The organism is Streptosporangium sp. NPDC050284, assembly GCF_044459525.1.
Classification (GTDB): domain Bacteria; phylum Actinomycetota; class Actinomycetes; order Streptosporangiales; family Streptosporangiaceae; genus Streptosporangium.
In genome coordinates, this window is sequence record NZ_JBITIZ010000001.1 from 325,172 (window position 1) to 341,999 (window position 16,828).

Annotated in this window: 17 protein-coding genes; 13 read left to right on the plus strand and 4 right to left on the minus strand. The window is 70.8% G+C overall.

Annotated features, from left to right (window positions below):
• Positions 1 to 23 precede the first annotated feature (23 nt).
• The 4 genes from ACIBH4_RS01420 to ACIBH4_RS01435 all read left to right on the plus strand — a co-directional run bounded on the left by ACIBH4_RS01420 (position 24) and on the right by ACIBH4_RS01435 (position 3,643).
• Positions 24 to 752, plus strand: coding sequence for an alpha/beta fold hydrolase (locus tag ACIBH4_RS01420; RefSeq protein WP_362508425.1), 729 nt, complete (start codon positions 24 to 26; stop codon positions 750 to 752).
• A gap of 88 nt (positions 753 to 840) precedes the next feature.
• Positions 841 to 1,749, plus strand: a complete 909-nt coding sequence (locus tag ACIBH4_RS01425; protein WP_362508422.1) for a carbamate kinase — start codon at positions 841 to 843, stop codon at positions 1,747 to 1,749.
• A 27-nt stretch (positions 1,750 to 1,776) separates the two neighbouring features.
• Complete coding sequence (locus ACIBH4_RS01430; RefSeq protein WP_362508419.1) at positions 1,777 to 2,868, plus strand: ring-opening amidohydrolase; 1,092 nt, start codon at positions 1,777 to 1,779, stop codon at positions 2,866 to 2,868.
• 211 nt (positions 2,869 to 3,079) lie between these two features.
• Entirely contained in the window at positions 3,080 to 3,643 is a 564-nt protein-coding gene (locus ACIBH4_RS01435; protein WP_362508416.1) for an SseB family protein, read from the plus strand.
• On the opposite strand, the gene ACIBH4_RS01440 is transcribed toward ACIBH4_RS01435, so the two are convergent.
• Complete coding sequence (locus tag ACIBH4_RS01440; RefSeq protein WP_362508414.1) at positions 3,564 to 4,583, minus strand: cation:proton antiporter; 1,020 nt, start codon at positions 4,581 to 4,583, stop codon at positions 3,564 to 3,566. The two genes, ACIBH4_RS01435 and ACIBH4_RS01440, sit on opposite strands and share 80 nt — an antisense overlap.
• Positions 4,562 to 5,125: a hypothetical protein gene (locus ACIBH4_RS01445; RefSeq protein ID WP_362766101.1), complete on the minus strand. Its 564-nt coding sequence runs from the start codon at positions 5,123 to 5,125 to the stop codon at positions 4,562 to 4,564. Before ACIBH4_RS01445 ends, ACIBH4_RS01440 begins: the two co-directional genes overlap by 22 nt.
• A gap of 93 nt (positions 5,126 to 5,218) precedes the next feature.
• Here ACIBH4_RS01445 and ACIBH4_RS01450 point away from each other — a divergent pair, with 93 nt between their 5' ends.
• Genes ACIBH4_RS01450 through ACIBH4_RS01460 form a run of 3 tightly spaced genes read left to right on the plus strand, consistent with a single transcriptional unit; the run spans position 5,219 to position 9,034 of the window.
• A complete protein-coding gene (locus ACIBH4_RS01450) occupies positions 5,219 to 6,328 on the plus strand; it encodes a tyrosine-type recombinase/integrase (RefSeq protein ID WP_362766098.1) in 1,110 nt (369 codons plus the stop codon).
• Positions 6,325 to 8,649 carry a tyrosine-type recombinase/integrase gene (locus ACIBH4_RS01455; protein ID WP_362766095.1) on the plus strand — a complete coding sequence of 775 codons (2,325 nt, stop codon included), beginning with the start codon at positions 6,325 to 6,327 and terminating at the stop codon, positions 8,647 to 8,649. The genes ACIBH4_RS01450 and ACIBH4_RS01455 overlap by 4 nt, the downstream gene beginning before the upstream one ends.
• Positions 8,639 to 9,034, plus strand: a complete 396-nt coding sequence (locus tag ACIBH4_RS01460; protein WP_362766092.1) for a DUF6262 family protein — start codon at positions 8,639 to 8,641, stop codon at positions 9,032 to 9,034. The genes ACIBH4_RS01455 and ACIBH4_RS01460 overlap by 11 nt, the downstream gene beginning before the upstream one ends.
• A 37-nt stretch (positions 9,035 to 9,071) precedes the next feature.
• Here the strand turns inward: ACIBH4_RS01460 and ACIBH4_RS01465 are convergent, their stop codons facing one another.
• Positions 9,072 to 10,553 carry a SulP family inorganic anion transporter gene (locus ACIBH4_RS01465; protein ID WP_399171413.1) on the minus strand — a complete coding sequence of 494 codons (1,482 nt, stop codon included), beginning with the start codon at positions 10,551 to 10,553 and terminating at the stop codon, positions 9,072 to 9,074.
• 443 nt (positions 10,554 to 10,996) lie between these two features.
• On the opposite strand from ACIBH4_RS01465, the gene ACIBH4_RS01470 reads away from it, so the two are divergent.
• Positions 10,997 to 11,392: a MerR family transcriptional regulator gene (locus tag ACIBH4_RS01470; RefSeq protein ID WP_362766176.1), complete on the plus strand. Its 396-nt coding sequence runs from the start codon at positions 10,997 to 10,999 to the stop codon at positions 11,390 to 11,392.
• Between the two features lie 123 nt (positions 11,393 to 11,515).
• On the opposite strand, the gene ACIBH4_RS01475 is transcribed toward ACIBH4_RS01470, so the two are convergent.
• Positions 11,516 to 12,064 (minus strand): hypothetical protein, encoded by a 549-nt coding sequence (locus ACIBH4_RS01475; protein ID WP_362766089.1) that lies wholly within the window; start codon positions 12,062 to 12,064, stop codon positions 11,516 to 11,518.
• A 387-nt stretch (positions 12,065 to 12,451) separates the two neighbouring features.
• On the opposite strand from ACIBH4_RS01475, the gene ACIBH4_RS01480 reads away from it, so the two are divergent.
• From ACIBH4_RS01480 to aroQ, 5 genes are all read left to right on the plus strand, one after another.
• Positions 12,452 to 13,201 (plus strand): A24 family peptidase, encoded by a 750-nt coding sequence (locus tag ACIBH4_RS01480; RefSeq protein ID WP_362766087.1) that lies wholly within the window; start codon positions 12,452 to 12,454, stop codon positions 13,199 to 13,201.
• 258 nt (positions 13,202 to 13,459) lie between these two features.
• Entirely contained in the window at positions 13,460 to 14,638 is a 1,179-nt protein-coding gene (aroC, locus tag ACIBH4_RS01485) for a chorismate synthase (protein WP_362508405.1), read from the plus strand.
• Positions 14,639 to 14,702: 64 nt separating this feature from the next.
• On the plus strand, positions 14,703 to 15,206 hold the full coding sequence (locus ACIBH4_RS01490; protein WP_362508402.1) for a shikimate kinase: 504 nt from the start codon (positions 14,703 to 14,705) through the stop codon (positions 15,204 to 15,206).
• Entirely contained in the window at positions 15,203 to 16,279 is a 1,077-nt protein-coding gene (gene aroB / locus ACIBH4_RS01495) for a 3-dehydroquinate synthase (RefSeq protein ID WP_362508399.1), read from the plus strand. The genes ACIBH4_RS01490 and aroB overlap by 4 nt, the downstream gene beginning before the upstream one ends.
• Positions 16,280 to 16,343: 64 nt before the next feature.
• Positions 16,344 to 16,778 (plus strand): type II 3-dehydroquinate dehydratase, encoded by a 435-nt coding sequence (aroQ, locus tag ACIBH4_RS01500; RefSeq protein ID WP_362509219.1) that lies wholly within the window; start codon positions 16,344 to 16,346, stop codon positions 16,776 to 16,778.
• Positions 16,779 to 16,828: the final 50 nt, after the last annotated feature.

Sequence of the window (16,828 nt, forward strand, 5' to 3'; positions counted from 1 at the left end):
CCTCGCCGTGGGATCATGGTCACATGACCTGGTTGCGCTGCGCCTTCCCCCGCCCCGGGGCGACCACGCGGCTGTTCTGCCTCACGCATGCGGGCGGATCGGCCAACGCCTACCGCGCGTGGTCCGAGCTGCTGCCCCTGTCCGTCGAGCTGCACGCGACGCAGCTGCCCGGCAGGGCCGACCGGTTCGCCGAACCGCTGCCCGACGACATGGACGCGCTCGCCGACGAGGTGACCGGATCGATGCTGCCGCTGCTCGACCGGCGTTTCGCGCTGTTCGGGCACAGCATGGGGGCGACGCTCGCCTACGAGGTCACGCGTCGCCTTGAGGCGAGGGGGATCGCCCCGGCGCGGTTGTTCGTCTCCGGCGCGAGAGCGCCGCACGACCCCCGCGACAGGCCCGCGATCTCGGAGTACGACGACGACGACTTCGTGGCCGAGCTGGCGAAACTCGGCGGCACCGAGGCGGAGGTCCTGTCCCATCGGGCGATGCGCGAGGTCATCCTGCCCTACGTCCGTGCGGACTTCCGGCTGGCCGAGGCCTACCGGCACCGCCCCGGCCCCCCGCTGCACACCCCGATCTCCGTCCTCGTCGGCGACGCCGACCCGGTGGTCACCCCGGCACAGGCCAAGTCGTGGGAGACCCGTACGAGCTCCGGCTTCTCCCTCACGGTCTTCCCCGGCGACCACTTCTACCTGCAGCCGCGGCGCGTGCCGGTGGTCGAGGAGATCACCCGTACGCTCATGGGGTGAGAGGTTGGCCGGTTGTGCCGAAGGACCGGCGCCCCTTGGGCAATGAGTGCCCATGAGGCGAGACGGGCAGGCCGTTAACGTCGGCCTGGTGGGTGAACGAATACTGATCGCGCTCGGCGGCAACGCCATGACCGGGCCCGACGGAGGCGCCTCGCCGGCCGACCAGCACCGCGCGGTCGAGCAGGCGATGCGCCACGTCGTCGCGCTCATCGAGGAGGGCCACCAGGTCACCCTCACCCACGGCAACGGCCCCCAGGTCGGCAACCTGATCCTGAAGAACCAGCTCGCCGCCCACGTCGTGCCCCCGGTGCCGCTCGACTGGTGCGGGGCGCAGACCCAGGCCACCATCGGCACCCTCGTACTCAACGCGCTCGACGGCCGCGCCGCGGTCGTGGTCACCCGTACGCTCGTCGACCCCGGCGATCCCGCCTTCGCGGACCCGGTCAAGCCGATCGGCCGCTACTTCAGCGAGGCCGAGGCACGCCGGTTCGAGGAACTCGGCCAGACCTGGCGCCACTTCGAGCGGGGCTGGCGCCGCGTGGTGGCCTCCCCCGAGCCGCTGGAGATCCTCGACGCGCCCGCGGTGGCCGCGCTGGTGGCCGCGGGCTTCACCGTCGTGGCCGCGGGGGGCGGCGGCGTGCCCGTGACCCGCGACGCGCAGGGGCGGCTCGCCGGGGTCGAGGCCGTGATCGACAAGGACCTCGCCGCCGCGGTGCTCGCCCGGGCCGTCCGGGCGACGGTCCTGATCATCGCGACCGACGTCCCCCGGGCCGTCGTCGGGTTCGGAACGCCCCGGGCCAGGCCCCTGGGTCACATCACCGCGGCCGAGCTGCGCGTACTGCACGCCGCGGGCCATTTCGCCGGGGGCAGTATGGGGCCGAAGGTCGAGGCCGCGCTGCGCTTCGTCGAGCAGGGCGGCGACCGGTCGGTGATCACCTCCCTGGAGGACATGGGCGCGGCGCTCACCGGAGAGACCGGCACCGTGGTGCGAAAGTGAACAGGACGCGATCGAAAGGCGGCAGAGATGCCCGAACCCATTGAAGTGCGCAAGGTGCCCATCGAGAGTGTGACCGACGCCTCCGGGCTGGCCCGGCTCATCGACGACGGGGTGATCGAGGCGCACCGGGTGCTCGCGGTGATCGGCAAGACCGAGGGCAACGGCGGCGTGAACGACTACACCCGCATCCTGGCCGACCGGGCGTTTCGCGAGGTGCTCCAGGCCAAGGGGCACCCGTCCCCAGAAAGCGTGCCCCTGGTGTGGTCGGGCGGCACCGACGGCGTGCTCAGCCCGCACGCCACCGTCTTCGCCACCACCGCGAACGCCGAGCCGAGCGACGAGCCGAGGGTGAGCGTCGGCATCGCGATGAGCGACGTGATCCTGCCCGAGGACATCGGCCGCCCCGCGATGGTGGAGAAGGTCGCAGCCGGAGTCCGCGAGGCGATGAAGCTCGCCGGGATCGACGACCCCGCCGACGTCCACTACGTCCAGACCAAGACCCCGCTGCTCACCCTGTCCACGATCAACGACGCCAAGTCGCGCGGCAAGGACGTGGTGATCGAGGACACCGGCCCGTCGATGGACATCTCCAACTCCACCACCGCCCTCGGCATCGCCGTCGCCCTCGGCGAGATCGAGATGCCCTCCGCCGACCAGATCCACCGCGACCTGTCGCTCTACTCCTCCGTCGCGTCGTGCTCCTCGGGCGTCGAGCTGGACCGCGCCCAGATCGTGGTCGTCGGCAACGTACGGGGGATCGGCGGCCGGTACCGGATCGGCCACTCGGTCATGAAGGACGCGCTGGACGCCGACGGCATCTGGGAGGCGATCCGCTCCAGCGGCATCGAGCTGCCCGAGCGCCCTCACCCGTCCGACCTCGGCGACCGGCTCGTCAACGTCTTCATGAAGTGCGAGGCCGACCCGTCGGGCAGCGTGCGGGGGCGCCGCAACATCATGCTGGACGACTCCGACGTGCACTGGCACCGCCAGATCAAGGCCACCGTCGGCGGTGTCGCGGCGAGCGTCACCGGAGACCCGGCCGTGTTCGTCTCGGTCGCGGCGGTCCACCAGGGCCCCAGCGGCGGCGGCCCGGTGGCCGCCGTCGCCGACCTCGGCTGACAGGCGGCACACGCCCCCGGCGTACCGCCCGGGGACACCTTTACCCCTGGCTGCCCCCGGCGTCCCCGTGCCCCCGGGCTCCCGGACCCCCGTGCCATCGGGGTGCCCCGGCCCGGTGCGCCACTTCGGTGTACGCGTCACGCCCGGGCCAGGGGCGGGCCGGGTGGGGCGATCGTCCCCCCTGGCCCGGCCGAGGGTAGGCTCCCGGTTCGTGCCGAGCATTCCGCGACCCCTGGTCCCCGGCGACGACGGTGCCGCCGACGCCGCCGTGACATCCGCGCTCGCCGCCTTCGCCGAGGGAAAGGCGCAGGCCGGCGAGGTCGTCGCCGCGCTGAGCGGGGCCCGGCTGCTCGTGCCGGTGGTCGCCCTGCTCAAGGAGTCGGAGATCGGCGAGCACGGCCTGCGGCAGGAGAAGGAGAGCGAGATGGCCCTCCCGAAGCTCGTCGGAGCCGACGGCCGCGAGGCGGTGCTCGCCTTCACCGGGACGGAGGCGCTGCGGCGGTGGCGCCCCGACGCCAGGCCCATCCAGGCCACGATCCTTCAGGTCTGCCAGGCCGCGGTGCACGAGGGCAGCGCGGCGGCGGTGGTCGACGTCGCGGGCCCGGTGCCCTTCGTGATCGAGGGCGGCCTCCTGCGGGCGCTCGCCGCGGTCGAGTCGGGCACCCTGGACCAACTGGGGGCCGAGGCCCCCGACGTCACAGTGGCGCGGATGGAAGAGATCGCCGAGCCTCCCAGGCGTCGGCGGTTCGGTTGGCCGCCGCGTGGACGAGGTTGACCGTGAGGATCGCCGGGGCGATCACGGCGACGAACCCCCCGAAGTCGCGCTCGAAGACCAGGGCGAGGATCACCGCCGTCACCCCGTTCTGCTGGGCCAGCCCCAGATGCACCCGGTCGATCATCGGCAGGCCGTGGGTGAGCACCAGCGCGGCGACCATCTGCGCGGCGTACGCGGCCAGCCCGAGTAACACGCCCATCCCCATGTTCGTCCCGCCGACGAGCAGCAGGCCCGTCAGGAACGCCGACAGCGCGAACGCCGCGCTCACCGCCCGGCCCAGCCAGCGCGCGTCGGGCAGGCGCAGGTAGAGCCCGGCGGTCGCTATGCCGAGCATGAGGGAGGTCCAGGCGGCCGAGACGACCGCTCCGGCGGCCGTCAGGTAGGTCAGCACCGGCGGGGCGTTTCTGATCAGCCGCCACAGCAGATAGACCGCGGCCGCGAACAGCACGTTCAACCCCAGGTCGGCGAAGTACGAGGCCGACTGCCCGCTGCCTCCGGAACCGCTCACCAGCGCCGCCGCGTAGACGGCGAGGATGATCGTCACCGGGTCGTCGAAGGAGGACCACGCCCCGAGGATCGTCTTCGCCCGGTTCGACAGACGGCTGTCCCGCATCACGCCGGCGACCGAGAGCGGGTCGATCTGGGCGACCACCACCGCCATGATCAGAGCCCGGGGGTCGCCGGAGACGAGGTAGACGACCCCGGCGATGAACGCGGTCTTGAGCAGCACCCCGACGGTGACCGCGAGCACGATCAGCCGCGAGTGCTCCCTCGCCTCGGCGCGGTCGATCCCGTGTGTGCTGCCGTACAGGCCGATCGCGAGCAACAGGCTGCTGAGCAGCACGTACGCGCTGGAGTGTTCCAGATCACGCAGGCCGCCCAGGTCGGCGGCGAGCCAGCCGAAGCCGACGACGACGATCAGGAGCCCGATTCGGGCCAACGTTCGCTCCTTGGGATGGATCGCAGGTGCCCCTGGGGTTTCGGGGCGCGTTCTCGCTGGTTGATCGGGGGCAGGGTGAAGTGCCCGCGGATGGTGTCCACGAGCCTGGCCATCTTGTCGTCGGCGATGTCGACCTTGCGCTGGTCCAGGGTCACCCCGATGAGATAGCGGGTCTCGTCGACCCAGTAGAAGAACATGGCCCCGCGCTCCACGTCGAGGACCGTGCGGATGAGGACGCCGCCCTCCAGCCTGCGCAGCTGCTGGTTGAGCCGCTGGGTGAGCCAGTTGAGCTGGTTGCCCGCCCTGAGATAGATCTTCCTGCGCTCCTCCTGGTCGGTCTCGTGGAAGAAGTGGGCCAGGTCGCCGTCCTCCAGCACGTCGGTGTAGAAGCGGCACCTCTGGTCGCCGAAGTAGGCCACGAAGTGCAGGTCGTCCTGGTCGACCATGGACACGCAGCTGGCCAGCGCCTTCTCCACCGAGGGGCCGATGTCCGGCATGGTGCGGATCAGGATCTCCGTTATCTGGAGCCCGTAGACCGTCATCCATGACGTAGTGCACGCACTCTCAACCGCCTGCGGAAGTCCTCGTGGACTGGTTATCTTCCGTTGTCCATCAGGCGGTCACAGGGAGGTGTGGTGCGAGTACAGCGAGTACGAATGCCCGACTCGGTGGTGGAGTCGTGGACCCTGCTGGGCGTCGATCACCGGCCGGTGGAGCCGGTCGAGCGGTGGCTGTCCTATCTGAGCTCGACAGAGCGATCACCGAACACGGTCAAGGGCTATGCCCATGATCTGAAGGACTGGTTCGTCTTCCTGGCGGGGCGTGACGTCGACTGGCGCGAGGTCCGGTTGGAGGACCTTGGCGGCTTCATCGGCTGGCTGCGGCTTCCGCCCGCCGCGCGGGCCGGTGAGGTCCTGGTCCTGCCGTCGGCGGGCCAGTACTGCTCCAACAGCAGCATCAACCGCAAGCTGTCGGCGCTGAGCTCGTTCTATGAGTTCCACGCCCGTCACGGCCTGGACCTGGGCGAGCTGTTGATCACCTGGCGGCCCTATGCCGGATCCAGGACGGCCTGGAAGCCGTTCCTGCAGCACATCGCTAAGGACCAGCCGCAACGACGGCGCACCGTCGCGCTCAAGGCGGCCAAACCGATCCCGCGGGTCCTGACGGCCGATGAGGTTCAGGCGGTGCTGGACGCCTGCACCCGGCTGCGGGACCGGCTGCTGTTCGCGATCCTGCACGACGCCGGGGTGCGCGTCGGCGAAGCGCTCGGCCTGCGTCACGAAGACCTGGCCGTGGCCGGTCGGACGCTGACGGTCGTGCCGCGCGTCAACGACAACGGCGCGCGCACCAAGTCGGCCAAGCGGCGCGCGATCCCGGTCAGCGCGCAGCTGATGCGCCTGTATGCCGACTACCTGGAAATCGAATACGGCGACCTGGACAGCGACTACGTCTTCGTCAACCTCTGGGGCGGGGTGATCGGCCGGCCGCTCAGCTACGACACCGCCCACGACCTGGTCGAGCGGATCCGCCGCAGCAGCGGAGTGCACTTCGATCCGCACTGGTTTCGCCACACCTATGCCACCGAGCTGCTGCGCCGCCAGACCCCGATCGAGTCGGTGGCTGCCCTGCTCGGCCACGCCTCGATCACCACGACGCTGGAGATCTACGGCCACCTAACCGCCGAAGACGCCCGCCGCGCGCTGGAGACGGCCGGATGGCTGCCCGAGCGGCAGGTGAACTGGTGAACGAGAACCAAAACCCGACGGCGCCGGCGCAGCAGACGGCGCCGTCCGGCCTGCTGGAGCGTCTGGTCGGCGCGGTGCGATCGGAGTTTCGCGTCGATGTGCTGATCCCCGGCACCGATGACGCCATCTTGGGCACTCCGCCCTGCCTGGTGCCGGCCTGCGGCCGGGTCCGCCGCAACAAGGGCATGTGCACCGGCCATGTCCAGCGCTGGGATCAGCTGGGCCGCCCGGAGATCACGACGTTCATCACCCAGACCACGCCCCACGTTATGGGCAGAGGACCGTTGCCCGAATGCGTGGTCGCCGGCTGTAAGTACGGGCGCAAGAACCAAGGTTTGTGTGACCATCACGACCGAGGATGGAAACGCGCCGGCCGACCGGACCTCGACCTCTGGATCCCCACGGCCGTCGTGGCGGACCCCGACAGGCCGATCTGCGTGATCCCGGACTGTGAGCTGTGGGCCGGCCACCGCAGCGGGCTGTGCTCTTCCCACCGCGGCCGGTGGAGCAGGTGGGCCAAACGCAGCGGCAGCGACGACATCGAGGCTTTCGTGCGCTACTGCAAGACCCGCGGTGATGCCCGCATCGACTTTCGCCCGCTTTCACCCCAGCTCAAACTGGAGCTGCAATATGCCGTGCAGTGTCGGGTCGATGAACGTCGCGGCAGGGCCAAGCCCTTCGACCTGGAACTGGTGGTGCGCCTGGCTGCGGCCAGCGGCGCCCGCTCCTTGCTGCAATGGTCCAAGGAGGTCTGGGATGAGAAGTTCCACGCCTTCACCCCCCGCGCGCACGGTAACGCCAACGCCATCCCGCTGGGCTTTTTGAGGTTCGCCCGCCGGAAAGTCGATGACCTGGCCCATGGCCTGGGCTGGGAGGCCGAATACGAGCGGGATGTCTGGGATCTGCACCGGGTCGGGATCCACGCCCAGTCCCGCCGAGTCCGTTTCGATGCCATCTCGCAGCCGTGGTTGCGTCAGCTGGTCAAACGCTGGGCGCGGTGGAAACTCACCACCGACGTCAGCCCGGTCCACGTCGCCCGATCGGTGACCCATCTGGGCAGGTTCGCGACCTTCCTCCAGGAGGGCGGAAAGGTTCAAGTGCTGGCCCAGGTCAATCGGGAAATGATAGAGCGGTTCGTGGCCCACATCGCTACGACCGACGCCTCGATCCGGTCGCGCCGCCAGTCCATCGGCGCGCTGGGCCGCTTCTTGATGGACATCCGCCGACATCGCTGGGATGCCACGCTGCCCGCCGAGGCCGTGGTGCATCCCGAGGACTATCCGAAGCTCCCCGAGGCCCTGCCCCGAGCGCTGACCGAGACGGTCATGGCCCAGATCGAACGCCCCGAGAACCTGGACCGGCTCACCGACCCGGTCCTGCACCTGTTCACGCTCATCCTCGTCCGCACCGGCCTGCGCATCGGCGATGCCCAGCAGTTGACCTTCGACTGCATCGTCCATGACGCCCAAGGCGCCCCTTACCTGCGTTATCGCAACCACAAGATGAAACGCGAGGGGCTGGTGCCCATCGACGACGATCTCGCCGACCAGATCACCGCCCAGCAGCAACGCGTGCTGCACCGCTGGTCTGAGCCGCACGTGCTGCTGCCCCGCTGGACGGCCAACCCCGACGGCCGCTGGCCGATGCCGGGCAGCACCTACCGCAAGCATCTGGCCGCCTGGCTGCTGGACTGCGACGTCCGCGATGAGCACGGGCGCCCGGTTCACCTGACACCGCATCAGTGGCGGCACACCTTCGCCACCCGCCTGATCAACCTCGACGTCCCCCAAGACGTCGTGCGGCGGCTGCTGGACCACCAGTCGCATGCGATGACCGCGCATTACGCGCGCCTGCACGATGACACGGTCCGCCGGCACTGGGAGGCCGCGCGCAAGGTCGATATCACTGGCACCCCCATCGAACTGGATCCGGCCGGGCCGCTGGCCGAGGCGACCTGGCTGAAAGACCGGCTGGCCCGGGCCAAGCAGTCGCTGCCCAACGGCTATTGCGGGCTGCCGCTGAAACAGACCTGCCCGCACGCCAACGCCTGCCTGACCTGCCCGGTCTTCATCACCACCCCCGAATTCTTGCCCGAGCACCGCAAGCAGCGCCGACGCACCCTGACCCTCATTGAGACCGCCAAGGACGCCGGCCACACCCGGGTGGTCGAGATGAACCAGCGGGTCCTGGGCAACCTGGACCGGATCATCACCGCCCTGGAAGCCGACCAAGACCCCACCGCCACCACCGGTGACGTCGATGGAGATAGTGCCGCTGGCGTTGCCGGTGGCGAGCCCGGGCAGGCGGCCGATGCGAGCTGACAACTCCGCCCACCTCGTCGCCGCGGCCAAGCGGCGCAGCCGCGCCACCCGCGACAAGGCGGTCCGGGCGCTACGGCGCCTGGACGTCACCGGCCAGCCGATCACCATCGAATCGGTCGCCCGCCAGGCCGGCGTCTCGCGCTCCTGGCTCTACGGCCAGGCCGACCTGCGCGCCGAGATCGACCGGCTGCGCACCCGCACCGGTGCCGCACCAGGCGGCACGGGCGGCCGAGCCGAGGTCCCGGCCCGGCAGCGAGCCTCAGAGGCCTCGCTGCGACAGCGCCTGCAAACAGCCAACGACCGCATCCGCGCGCTGGTCAAGGACAACGCCGACCTGCGCGAACAGCTGGCCGCCGCGCTCGGTGAGCTTCGCGCACTACGCTGAACCGGCGGGGTTCGCCTGATCTGTGATCACGGCCGGTTCAGTGGCTGGTGAGTTCTCCGCTGAGGGTGTCGTGCATCTTGGCGCTGTGGGTGTTGAGGCCGATGATCTCCACCGTTTTGCCGCGGGCCTCGTACTTGGTGGTGACGGCGTCCAGGGCGGCGACGGAGGAGGCGTCCCAGATGTGCGCGCCGGTCAGGTCAATGATCACCCTGTCGGGGTCGCCGGCGTAGTTGAACTGGTAGACCAGGTCGTTGCTGGAGGCGAAGAACAACGCCCCGGTGACGGAGTAGATGACCTGGTGGCCCTCGGGGTCGACGACGGCGGTGACGTTGACCAGGTGAGCGACCCGCCGGGCGAAGATGACCATGGCGGTGAGGGAACCCAGGACCACGCCGATGGCCAGGTTGTGGGTGGCGACCACGGCCGCGACGGTGACGGCCATGACGATGAGCTCCCCGGCGGGCATCCGCTTGAGCGTGGCCGGGGCGATGGAGTGCCAGTCGAAGGTGGCGAAGGCGACCAGGACCATCACCGCGACCAGCGCGGCCATCGGGATGGTCGAGACGACCGGCCCGAACACGATGCACAACACCATCAAGAACACCCCGGCCAGGAACGTCGACAGGCGGGTCCGGGCCCCGTTCTTCACGTTGATCATCGTCTGGCCGATCATGGCGCAGCCGCCCATCCCGCCGAAGAAGCCGGTGACGATGTTGGCGACGCCCTGGCCGATCGACTCGCGGGTCTTGTTGGAGTGGGTATCGGTGAGGTCGTCCACCAGCTTGGCGGTCATCAGCGACTCCATCAGCCCGACCAGCGCCATCGCCAGCGCATACGGGGCGATCAACGTCAGGGTGGCCAGGGTGAACGGCACGTCGGGCAGGCCCGGCAGCGGCAACGAGGACGGCAGGGCGCCCTTGTCGCCCACGGTCGGCACCGCGATCCCGGCGGCCACGGTGATGACGGTCAAGATCGCGATCGACACCAGCGGCGCCGGCACCGCCTTGGTGATCTTCGGGAAGAACACCATCAGCGCCAGACCCGCGGCGACCAGTGGATAGACGGCCCAGGGGACGTTTTGCATCTCCGGGATCTGCGCGGCGAAGATGAGGATGGCCAGGGCGTTGACGAATCCGACCATCACCGAGCGCGGCACGAACCGCATCAGCCGGGCCACTCCTAAAGAGCCCAGCACCACCTGAATGACGCCGCCGAGGATAACCGCGGCGACCAGGTATCCCAGGCCGTGCTCCCGGTTGAGAGGGGCGATGACCAGGGCGATGGCGCCGGTCGCCGCGGAGATCATCGCGGGACGGCCGCCGACGACGGCGATGGTGACGGCCATGGTGAAGGAGGCGAACAGCCCGATGCTGGGGTCGACCCCGGCGATGATGGAGAACGAGATCGCCTCGGGAATCAACGCCAGGGCCACCACCAGGCCGGCCAGCACCTCGGTGCGCGCGACCTTCGGCGACAGCCAGGAGGGGCGAAAACCGCGCAGCCGCGCGGCCGAAGACAGCAGGGAAGTCTGCAAGGGAAAAGGAACCTGTCGTGCTCGGGCACGCCCCTGTCGATACGGGACGCGCGAGGAAGGAGAACGCGGGAGACCAGGGCGGCCACCCGCGGATCGCCCGCAACAGCGGCGGGCGGAAGTCGTCGAAGAGCAGCGGTCCTGCTCAGCCGGGGTGAGAGGTCACGGGCGAGGGGTCACGGCGGGCAGGCGGCGCCTGGCATCGCGGCTACGCGCACGCTCTCTCCTGCTGAGTGTCGGTGGTCTTCGCCGGGGACCTCATCGTCCACGGGCGCGGCCGGGTGCACACCCGCACCGGTGAGCGGACGGCACACCAAGGGCCGCTCCCCACATATGCTGACCCTACCCTAACGTTAGAGTAGGGATCGCTCCTGGGGTGCCAAGGGCGTGTCGACCAGCCAGAAGGGCCGCCGGGCGTGGACTCCGAGCACATGCAGATCGGCGAGGTCGCCGCCCGCACCGAGCTGTCCCTGCGGACCATCCGCCACTACGAGGAAGTCGGGCTGGTCATCCCCTCCGCCCGCTCCCAGGGCGGTTTTCGCCTCTATACCGAACGCGACGTCGCCCGCCTCATGGTGATCCGCCGGATGAAACCGCTCGGCTTCACCCTGGACCAGATGCGCGACCTGCTGGAGGCCACCGACCGGCTCGACGACCTCGGCCCGATCGAACCCGAGCAGCGCGAACGGCTGCTCGACATCGTGCGCGGCTACGAACAGGTGGCCAAGGACCGGATCACCGACCTGCGGACCCAGCTGGAACGCGCCGAGGACTTCGCCGCCACCCTCCATGCTCGCCTGGACCGGGCCGAGTCCACTCGCACCTGACCTTCGACACCACACCCCGGTGTCACGATGACGGAATGCGTCTCACCCGCGTCGCGGTCCGCCTCCCTGAGAAGCGCCGCATGGTAACGGTTGAACAACAGGTGACGGGCGGGTCGGACAGGCTCAACGACCGCGGCCCAGCCCCTCGTGGACGACGTCCGCAACGCAACCCCGCAGGTCAGAGAGACGAGCGAAACGCCGACTCCAGATAATCTCCGACTCGCCGATCACCCTGCGCTTGGTGGCGGTGGGCAGCGGGCCCATCCCGGCCTCCAGGTAGGGGAGGTAGAGGCCCCGGCGATACTGGACGAGCAGGTAGAGGCCGGTGGCCACGGCGAACGCGCTCACCCCCGCGGTCACCAGCCCGTGCAGCTCGCCGGGTACGCCGCCCCGCCAGAGCACGGGGCCGAACGCCGCCACGAACCCCAGCACCGCCTCGCCCGCCGCGGTGACCGTGAGCGCGACCACCATCAGCACCGGCAGCCGCGCCCTGATCCGGCCGAGCACGGTGGCGATGAGGGCGAGCGCCACGATCACCGTGATCACTGTGGCCGCGCGGGCCACGTCGTACTCCTCGCCCTCGATGTACCACGCGAGGAGTTCGAGCAGCACGGGCAGCAGAACGAGTGACGCGATGACCGCGGGCAGCTTGCTGAAGCGATCCGTGTCCACGCGTTCCTGACCTCCGGGGGGTAGGGATGCCTACAGCCTCCGTGATCATCGCCGTCATCGTCAATGACCTCCGAGGTCACTTCGGCCCTTCGGCGTGGACGGGGCTCGGCGTGCGGGGCGGCCACCGGATGCGCGCCACTTGGGGCTCTTTCTGCGGAGATGGAGATCGGTGCGAGGCGGCCACCGAACGCGGGTCTTCTCGGCCCTCTGGTGGGGGTGGGGTTCGGCGTGCGGGGAGGCCACCGGGGCCCTTCGGCGGGGACGGAGGTCGGTGCGCGGCGCGGTCACCGGGTGCGGGCCGTTTCGGCACATCCGGCGTGGGAGGGGGAGGGGAGGAGTGCCCGGATCCCCGGCGCGGGGAGAGGGGCGCCGATTATGGTCGGCTTCATGAGTCCCCCGGTGACCCTTCTGTCCCTCTCCGCGACGGCGGTCCCGGCGGCTCTGGCCGGGCTCGCGATCGGGCTCGGGACGCGGCGCCTGGTGACCCGCTTCTCAGGGGCCGAGTTCTCAGGGACCGAGGGGGAGCGGCGGGGCACCCGGCCCGCGGCCGGGGCGGTGGAGGGGGTCACCGCGGCGGTGCTGGCCGCCCTCGCGCTGCGGGCCCTGTGGCCGGACGCGGCGGGAGCGGCCGCCTGGCCGGGAGTGCCGGAAGGGGTGGAGAGCACGCCGGTCGGGAGGGGGGCGGAACTGCTCGCCTTCGGCTGGCTCGCGGTGGTCGCCGTCGTCCTGTCCTTCGTCGACGCCGCCGTTCACCGGCTGCCCGACAGGCTCACCCTCGCCGCCTACCTGGGGACCGTCGCCCCGCTCGCCGTCTCGGCCCTCGCCGACGGCCGCCCCGGGGACCTGCTCGGCGCCGGGCTGGGCGGCCTCGCTCTGGCGGGCTTCTACCTGGTGCTGTTCCTGGTCAACCCGGCGGGCATGGGGTTCGGCGACGTCAAGTTCGCGGCGAGCCTGGGCACGGCCCTCGGCTGGCTGGGCTGGAACACCCTGGTCACCGGGGCCTTCCTCGGCCTCCTGGCCGGAGGGCTCTACGGGGCCGCCCTGATGGCCCTGCGCCGCGCGGGCCGCAAGAGCGAGATCCCCTTCGGTCCCTTCATGGCCGTCGGCACGCTCGCCGCCGTCCTCACCGCCCTTTGACCGAACCCGTCCTCGTGACCGCCCCCTGGACGGTTTTTCCCCGGACGGCTGTTCCCTGGACGGTGTGTTCTGTGAACTCCCTGGACGGTCCGTCCTGTGAACGGTTCGCCTCCTGGGCGGTCCGCCCCTTGGACCCGTTCGTTCCACGAACGGTATGTGCCTCCGGATCACCCGTCTCCGGTTCGACGATCACCCGCGGATGTCTCAACCGGTGAACAAAGGCCATTCCAGTGGGCGGCACGTGGAAGACTTGTCACCATGTTGCGCTGGTTGACCGCAGGGGAGTCCCACGGCCCCGAGCTCGTCGCGATCCTGGAAGGACTGCCCGCCGGGGTGGAGGTGACCACGGCACAGCTGGACGAGGCGCTGCGCCGTCGCCGCCTCGGCTACGGGCGCGGGGCGCGGATGAAGTTCGAGCAGGATGTCGTGTCCATCGTGGGCGGAGTCCGCCACGGCCGGACGCTCGGCAGTCCCGTCGCCATCCGGGTTGGCAACACCGAGTGGCCCAAGTGGGAGACGGTGATGGCCGCCGACCCCGTCGACCCGGCCGTGCTGGAGGGCCAGGCGCGCAACGCGCCGCGTTCTCGCCCCCGTCCCGGCCACGCCGACCTCGCCGGGATGCAGAAGTACGGCTTCGACGACGCCCGCCCGGTCCTCGACCGGGCCAGCGCCCGCGAGACCGCCGCCCGCGTCGCGCTCGGACAGGTGGCGCGGAGCTTCCTCAAGCAGGCCCTCGGCGTCGAGATCGTCAGCCATGTCGTCTCGATCGGCGGGGCCGCCACCACCCCGGGCGTCGTCCCCGGCCCCGGCGACCTGGAGGCGATCGACGCCGACCCGGTGCGCTGCGCCGACCCCGCGGGCAGCGCGGCCATGGTCGCCGAGATCGACAGGGCGCACAAGGACGGCGACACCCTCGGCGGCGTCGTCGAGGTGATCGCCTACGGCCTGCCGCCGGGCCTGGGCAGCTACACCCACTGGGACCGCCGCCTCGACGCCCGCCTCGCCGCCGGCCTGATGGGCATCCAGGCGATCAAGGGCGTCGGCGTCGGCGACGGGTTCGAGACGGCCCGCCGCCCCGGCTCCCTGGCCCACGACGAGATCGAGAACACCGCCGACGGCGTACGCCGGATGACCAACCGGGCCGGCGGCGTCGAGGGCGGCATGACCAACGGCGAGCCGCTGCGCGTCAGCGCGGCGATGAAGCCGATCTCCACCGTCCCCCGGGCGCTCGCCACCATCGACGTGCTGACCGGCGAGGCCGCCAAGGCCCACCACGAGCGCTCCGACGTGTGCGCGGTCCCGGCGGCCGCGATCGTCGCCGAGGCGATGGTCGCGCTGATCCTGGCCGACGCCGCGATCGAGAAGTTCGGCGGCGACTCCGTCGAAGAGGTCGCCCGCAACCTGTCCGGCTACCTCTCCTCGTTGGTGATCAAGTGAGCGGGCGTCCCGGCGAGGGCGCTCTCGGTGCCCCGATGGGCGGGCCGGCGTCGAAGGAGATCGCATGAGTCCCCGAGCAGTGCTGATCGGTCCTCCCGGATCGGGCAAGTCGACCGTCGGGCAGCTCCTCGCCGAACGGCTCGGGGTCGCCTTCCGCGACACCGACGCCGACGTGGAGCAGGTGGCGGGCAAGCCGGTGAGCGACATCTTCGTCGAGGACGGCGAGGAGGTCTTCCGCGAGCTGGAGGCCGACGCCGTACGGCGGGCGCTGGCCGAGCACGACGGGGTGCTCTCCCTGGGCGGCGGCGCGATCCTCGCCGAGGCCACCCGCGCGTTGCTGGCCGGACAGCCGGTGGTCTACCTGGAGGTCGGGCTCTCCAACGCCGTCCAGCGGGTGGGCCTGGGCTCGGCGCGACCGCTGCTCGTGCTGAACCCGCGCAGTCAGCTGAAGAAGCTGATGGACGCCCGTCGCCCCGTCTACGAGGAGCTCGCCACGATCGTGGTGGCGACCGACGAGCGCGAACCCGGCCAGATCGTCGACCAGATCGTGGAGGACCTGAAGCCGTGACGATCTCCAGGATCGGTGTGCCCGGCGAGAGCCCGTACGAGGTGGTGGTCGGCACCGGGGTGCTCGGCGAGCTGCCCGGCCTGCTGGGGGCGGGGGTGAGCACCGTCGCCGTGATCCACCCGGAGAGCCTGCCGGAGATCGCCCGTCCCGTCTGCGGCGCGATCGAGGCGGCCGGGTACGAGGTCGTCGCGCTGCCGGTGCCCGACGCCGAGCGCGCGAAGACGGTCGAGGTGGTCGCGGAGCTGTGGTCGGCCTTCGGCCGCGCGGGCGTCACCCGCTCGGACGCCGTGGTCGGCGTCGGCGGGGGAGCCACCACCGACCTGGCGGGGTTCGCCGCCGCCACCTGGCTGCGTGGCGTCAAGGTCGTGCAGGTGCCGACCACCCTGCTCGGCATGGTCGACGCGGCGGTGGGCGGCAAGACCGGCATCAACACCCCCGAGGGCAAGAACCTGGTCGGATCCTTCCACCCGCCGACCGGGGTGCTGTGCGACCTGGCGACGCTGGTCTCGGTGCCCCGCGACGACTACGTGGGCGGCCTGGCGGAGATCATCAAGGGTGGTTTCATCGCCGACCCCCGGATCCTTGAGCTCATCGAGGACGACCCGGACGGCGCCAGGCTCCCCGAGGGCCGCAACACCCGCGAGCTGATCGAACGGAAGATCCGGATCAAGGCCGAGGTCGTCGGAGCCGACCTGCGCGAGAGCGGCCTGCGGGAGATCCTCAACTACGGCCACACGCTGGCGCACGCGATCGAGCGCGTCGAGGAATACCGGATGCGCCACGGCGAGGCCGTCGCGATCGGCATGGTCTACGCGGCCGAGCTGTCCCGCCTGGACGGCAGGATCGGCGCCGACGTCGTGGAGCGGACCAGGTCCATTCTCACCTCGGTCGGGCTGCCCACCGCCTACCGCCGAGAGGCCTGGCCCGAACTGCGCGACCACATGCGCCTCGACAAGAAGAGCCGCGGAGCCAAGTTGCGCTTCGTCCTCCTGGACGACCTGGCGAAGGTGTCCCCGCTGGTCGACCCGCCGGAGGAGCTTCTGGAGGCCGCCTACCACGAGATCGCCCGGTGAGTCTGCTGAGTGACGTCGGCCGCCGCGGCAGGCGCGCGGCCATCAAGGAGCGGTGAGTGACCCGATGAGACCCGTCTACGTGCTCAACGGCCCCAACCTGGGGCGGCTCGGCACCCGCGAGCCGGATGTCTACGGCGCGGAGACCTTCGCCGACCTGGCCGCCCTCTGCCGGGACACCGGCAGGGAGCTCGGCCTGTCGGTCGACGTCCGGCAGACCGACGACGAGGCCGAGATGCTGGGCTGGCTGCACGAGGCGGCCGACCGCAGGATCCCCGTGGTGCTGAACCCCGCCGCGTTCACCCACTACTCCTACGCGCTGCGCGACGCCATCGCCCAGCGCACCGCGCCCCTGGTCGAGGTGCACATCAGCAACCCGGCCGCCCGCGAGGAGTTCCGGCACAACTCGGTGGTCGCCGCCGTGGCGACCGGCACCATCGCGGGCTTCGGCCTGAGGTCGTACGTGCTGGCGTTGCAGGCCATCGCCGAGACCGCCACCTGATCCCGGGCCGGGAAGGGGCCTCGGCCCCTTCCCGCGCGGCCCGGCGGCCG

Bases quoted from the DNA above. Each gene is read 5' to 3' on its own strand.
- ACIBH4_RS01420 (WP_362508425.1), top strand. From the start codon at position 24: ATGACCTGGTTGCGCTGCGCCTTCCCCCGCCCCGGGGCGACCACGCGG.
- ACIBH4_RS01430 (WP_362508419.1), top strand. From the start codon at position 1,777: ATGCCCGAACCCATTGAAGTGCGCAAGGTGCCCATCGAGAGTGTGACC.
- ACIBH4_RS01445 (WP_362766101.1), bottom strand. From the start codon at position 5,125: ATGACGGTCTACGGGCTCCAGATAACGGAGATCCTGATCCGCACCATG.
- ACIBH4_RS01460 (WP_362766092.1), top strand. From the start codon at position 8,639: ATGCGAGCTGACAACTCCGCCCACCTCGTCGCCGCGGCCAAGCGGCGC.
- ACIBH4_RS01470 (WP_362766176.1), top strand. From the start codon at position 10,997: ATGCAGATCGGCGAGGTCGCCGCCCGCACCGAGCTGTCCCTGCGGACC.
- ACIBH4_RS01480 (WP_362766087.1), top strand. From the start codon at position 12,452: ATGAGTCCCCCGGTGACCCTTCTGTCCCTCTCCGCGACGGCGGTCCCG.
- aroC (WP_362508405.1), top strand. From the start codon at position 13,460: ATGTTGCGCTGGTTGACCGCAGGGGAGTCCCACGGCCCCGAGCTCGTC.
- ACIBH4_RS01490 (WP_362508402.1), top strand. From the start codon at position 14,703: ATGAGTCCCCGAGCAGTGCTGATCGGTCCTCCCGGATCGGGCAAGTCG.
- aroQ (WP_362509219.1), top strand. From the start codon at position 16,344: ATGAGACCCGTCTACGTGCTCAACGGCCCCAACCTGGGGCGGCTCGGC.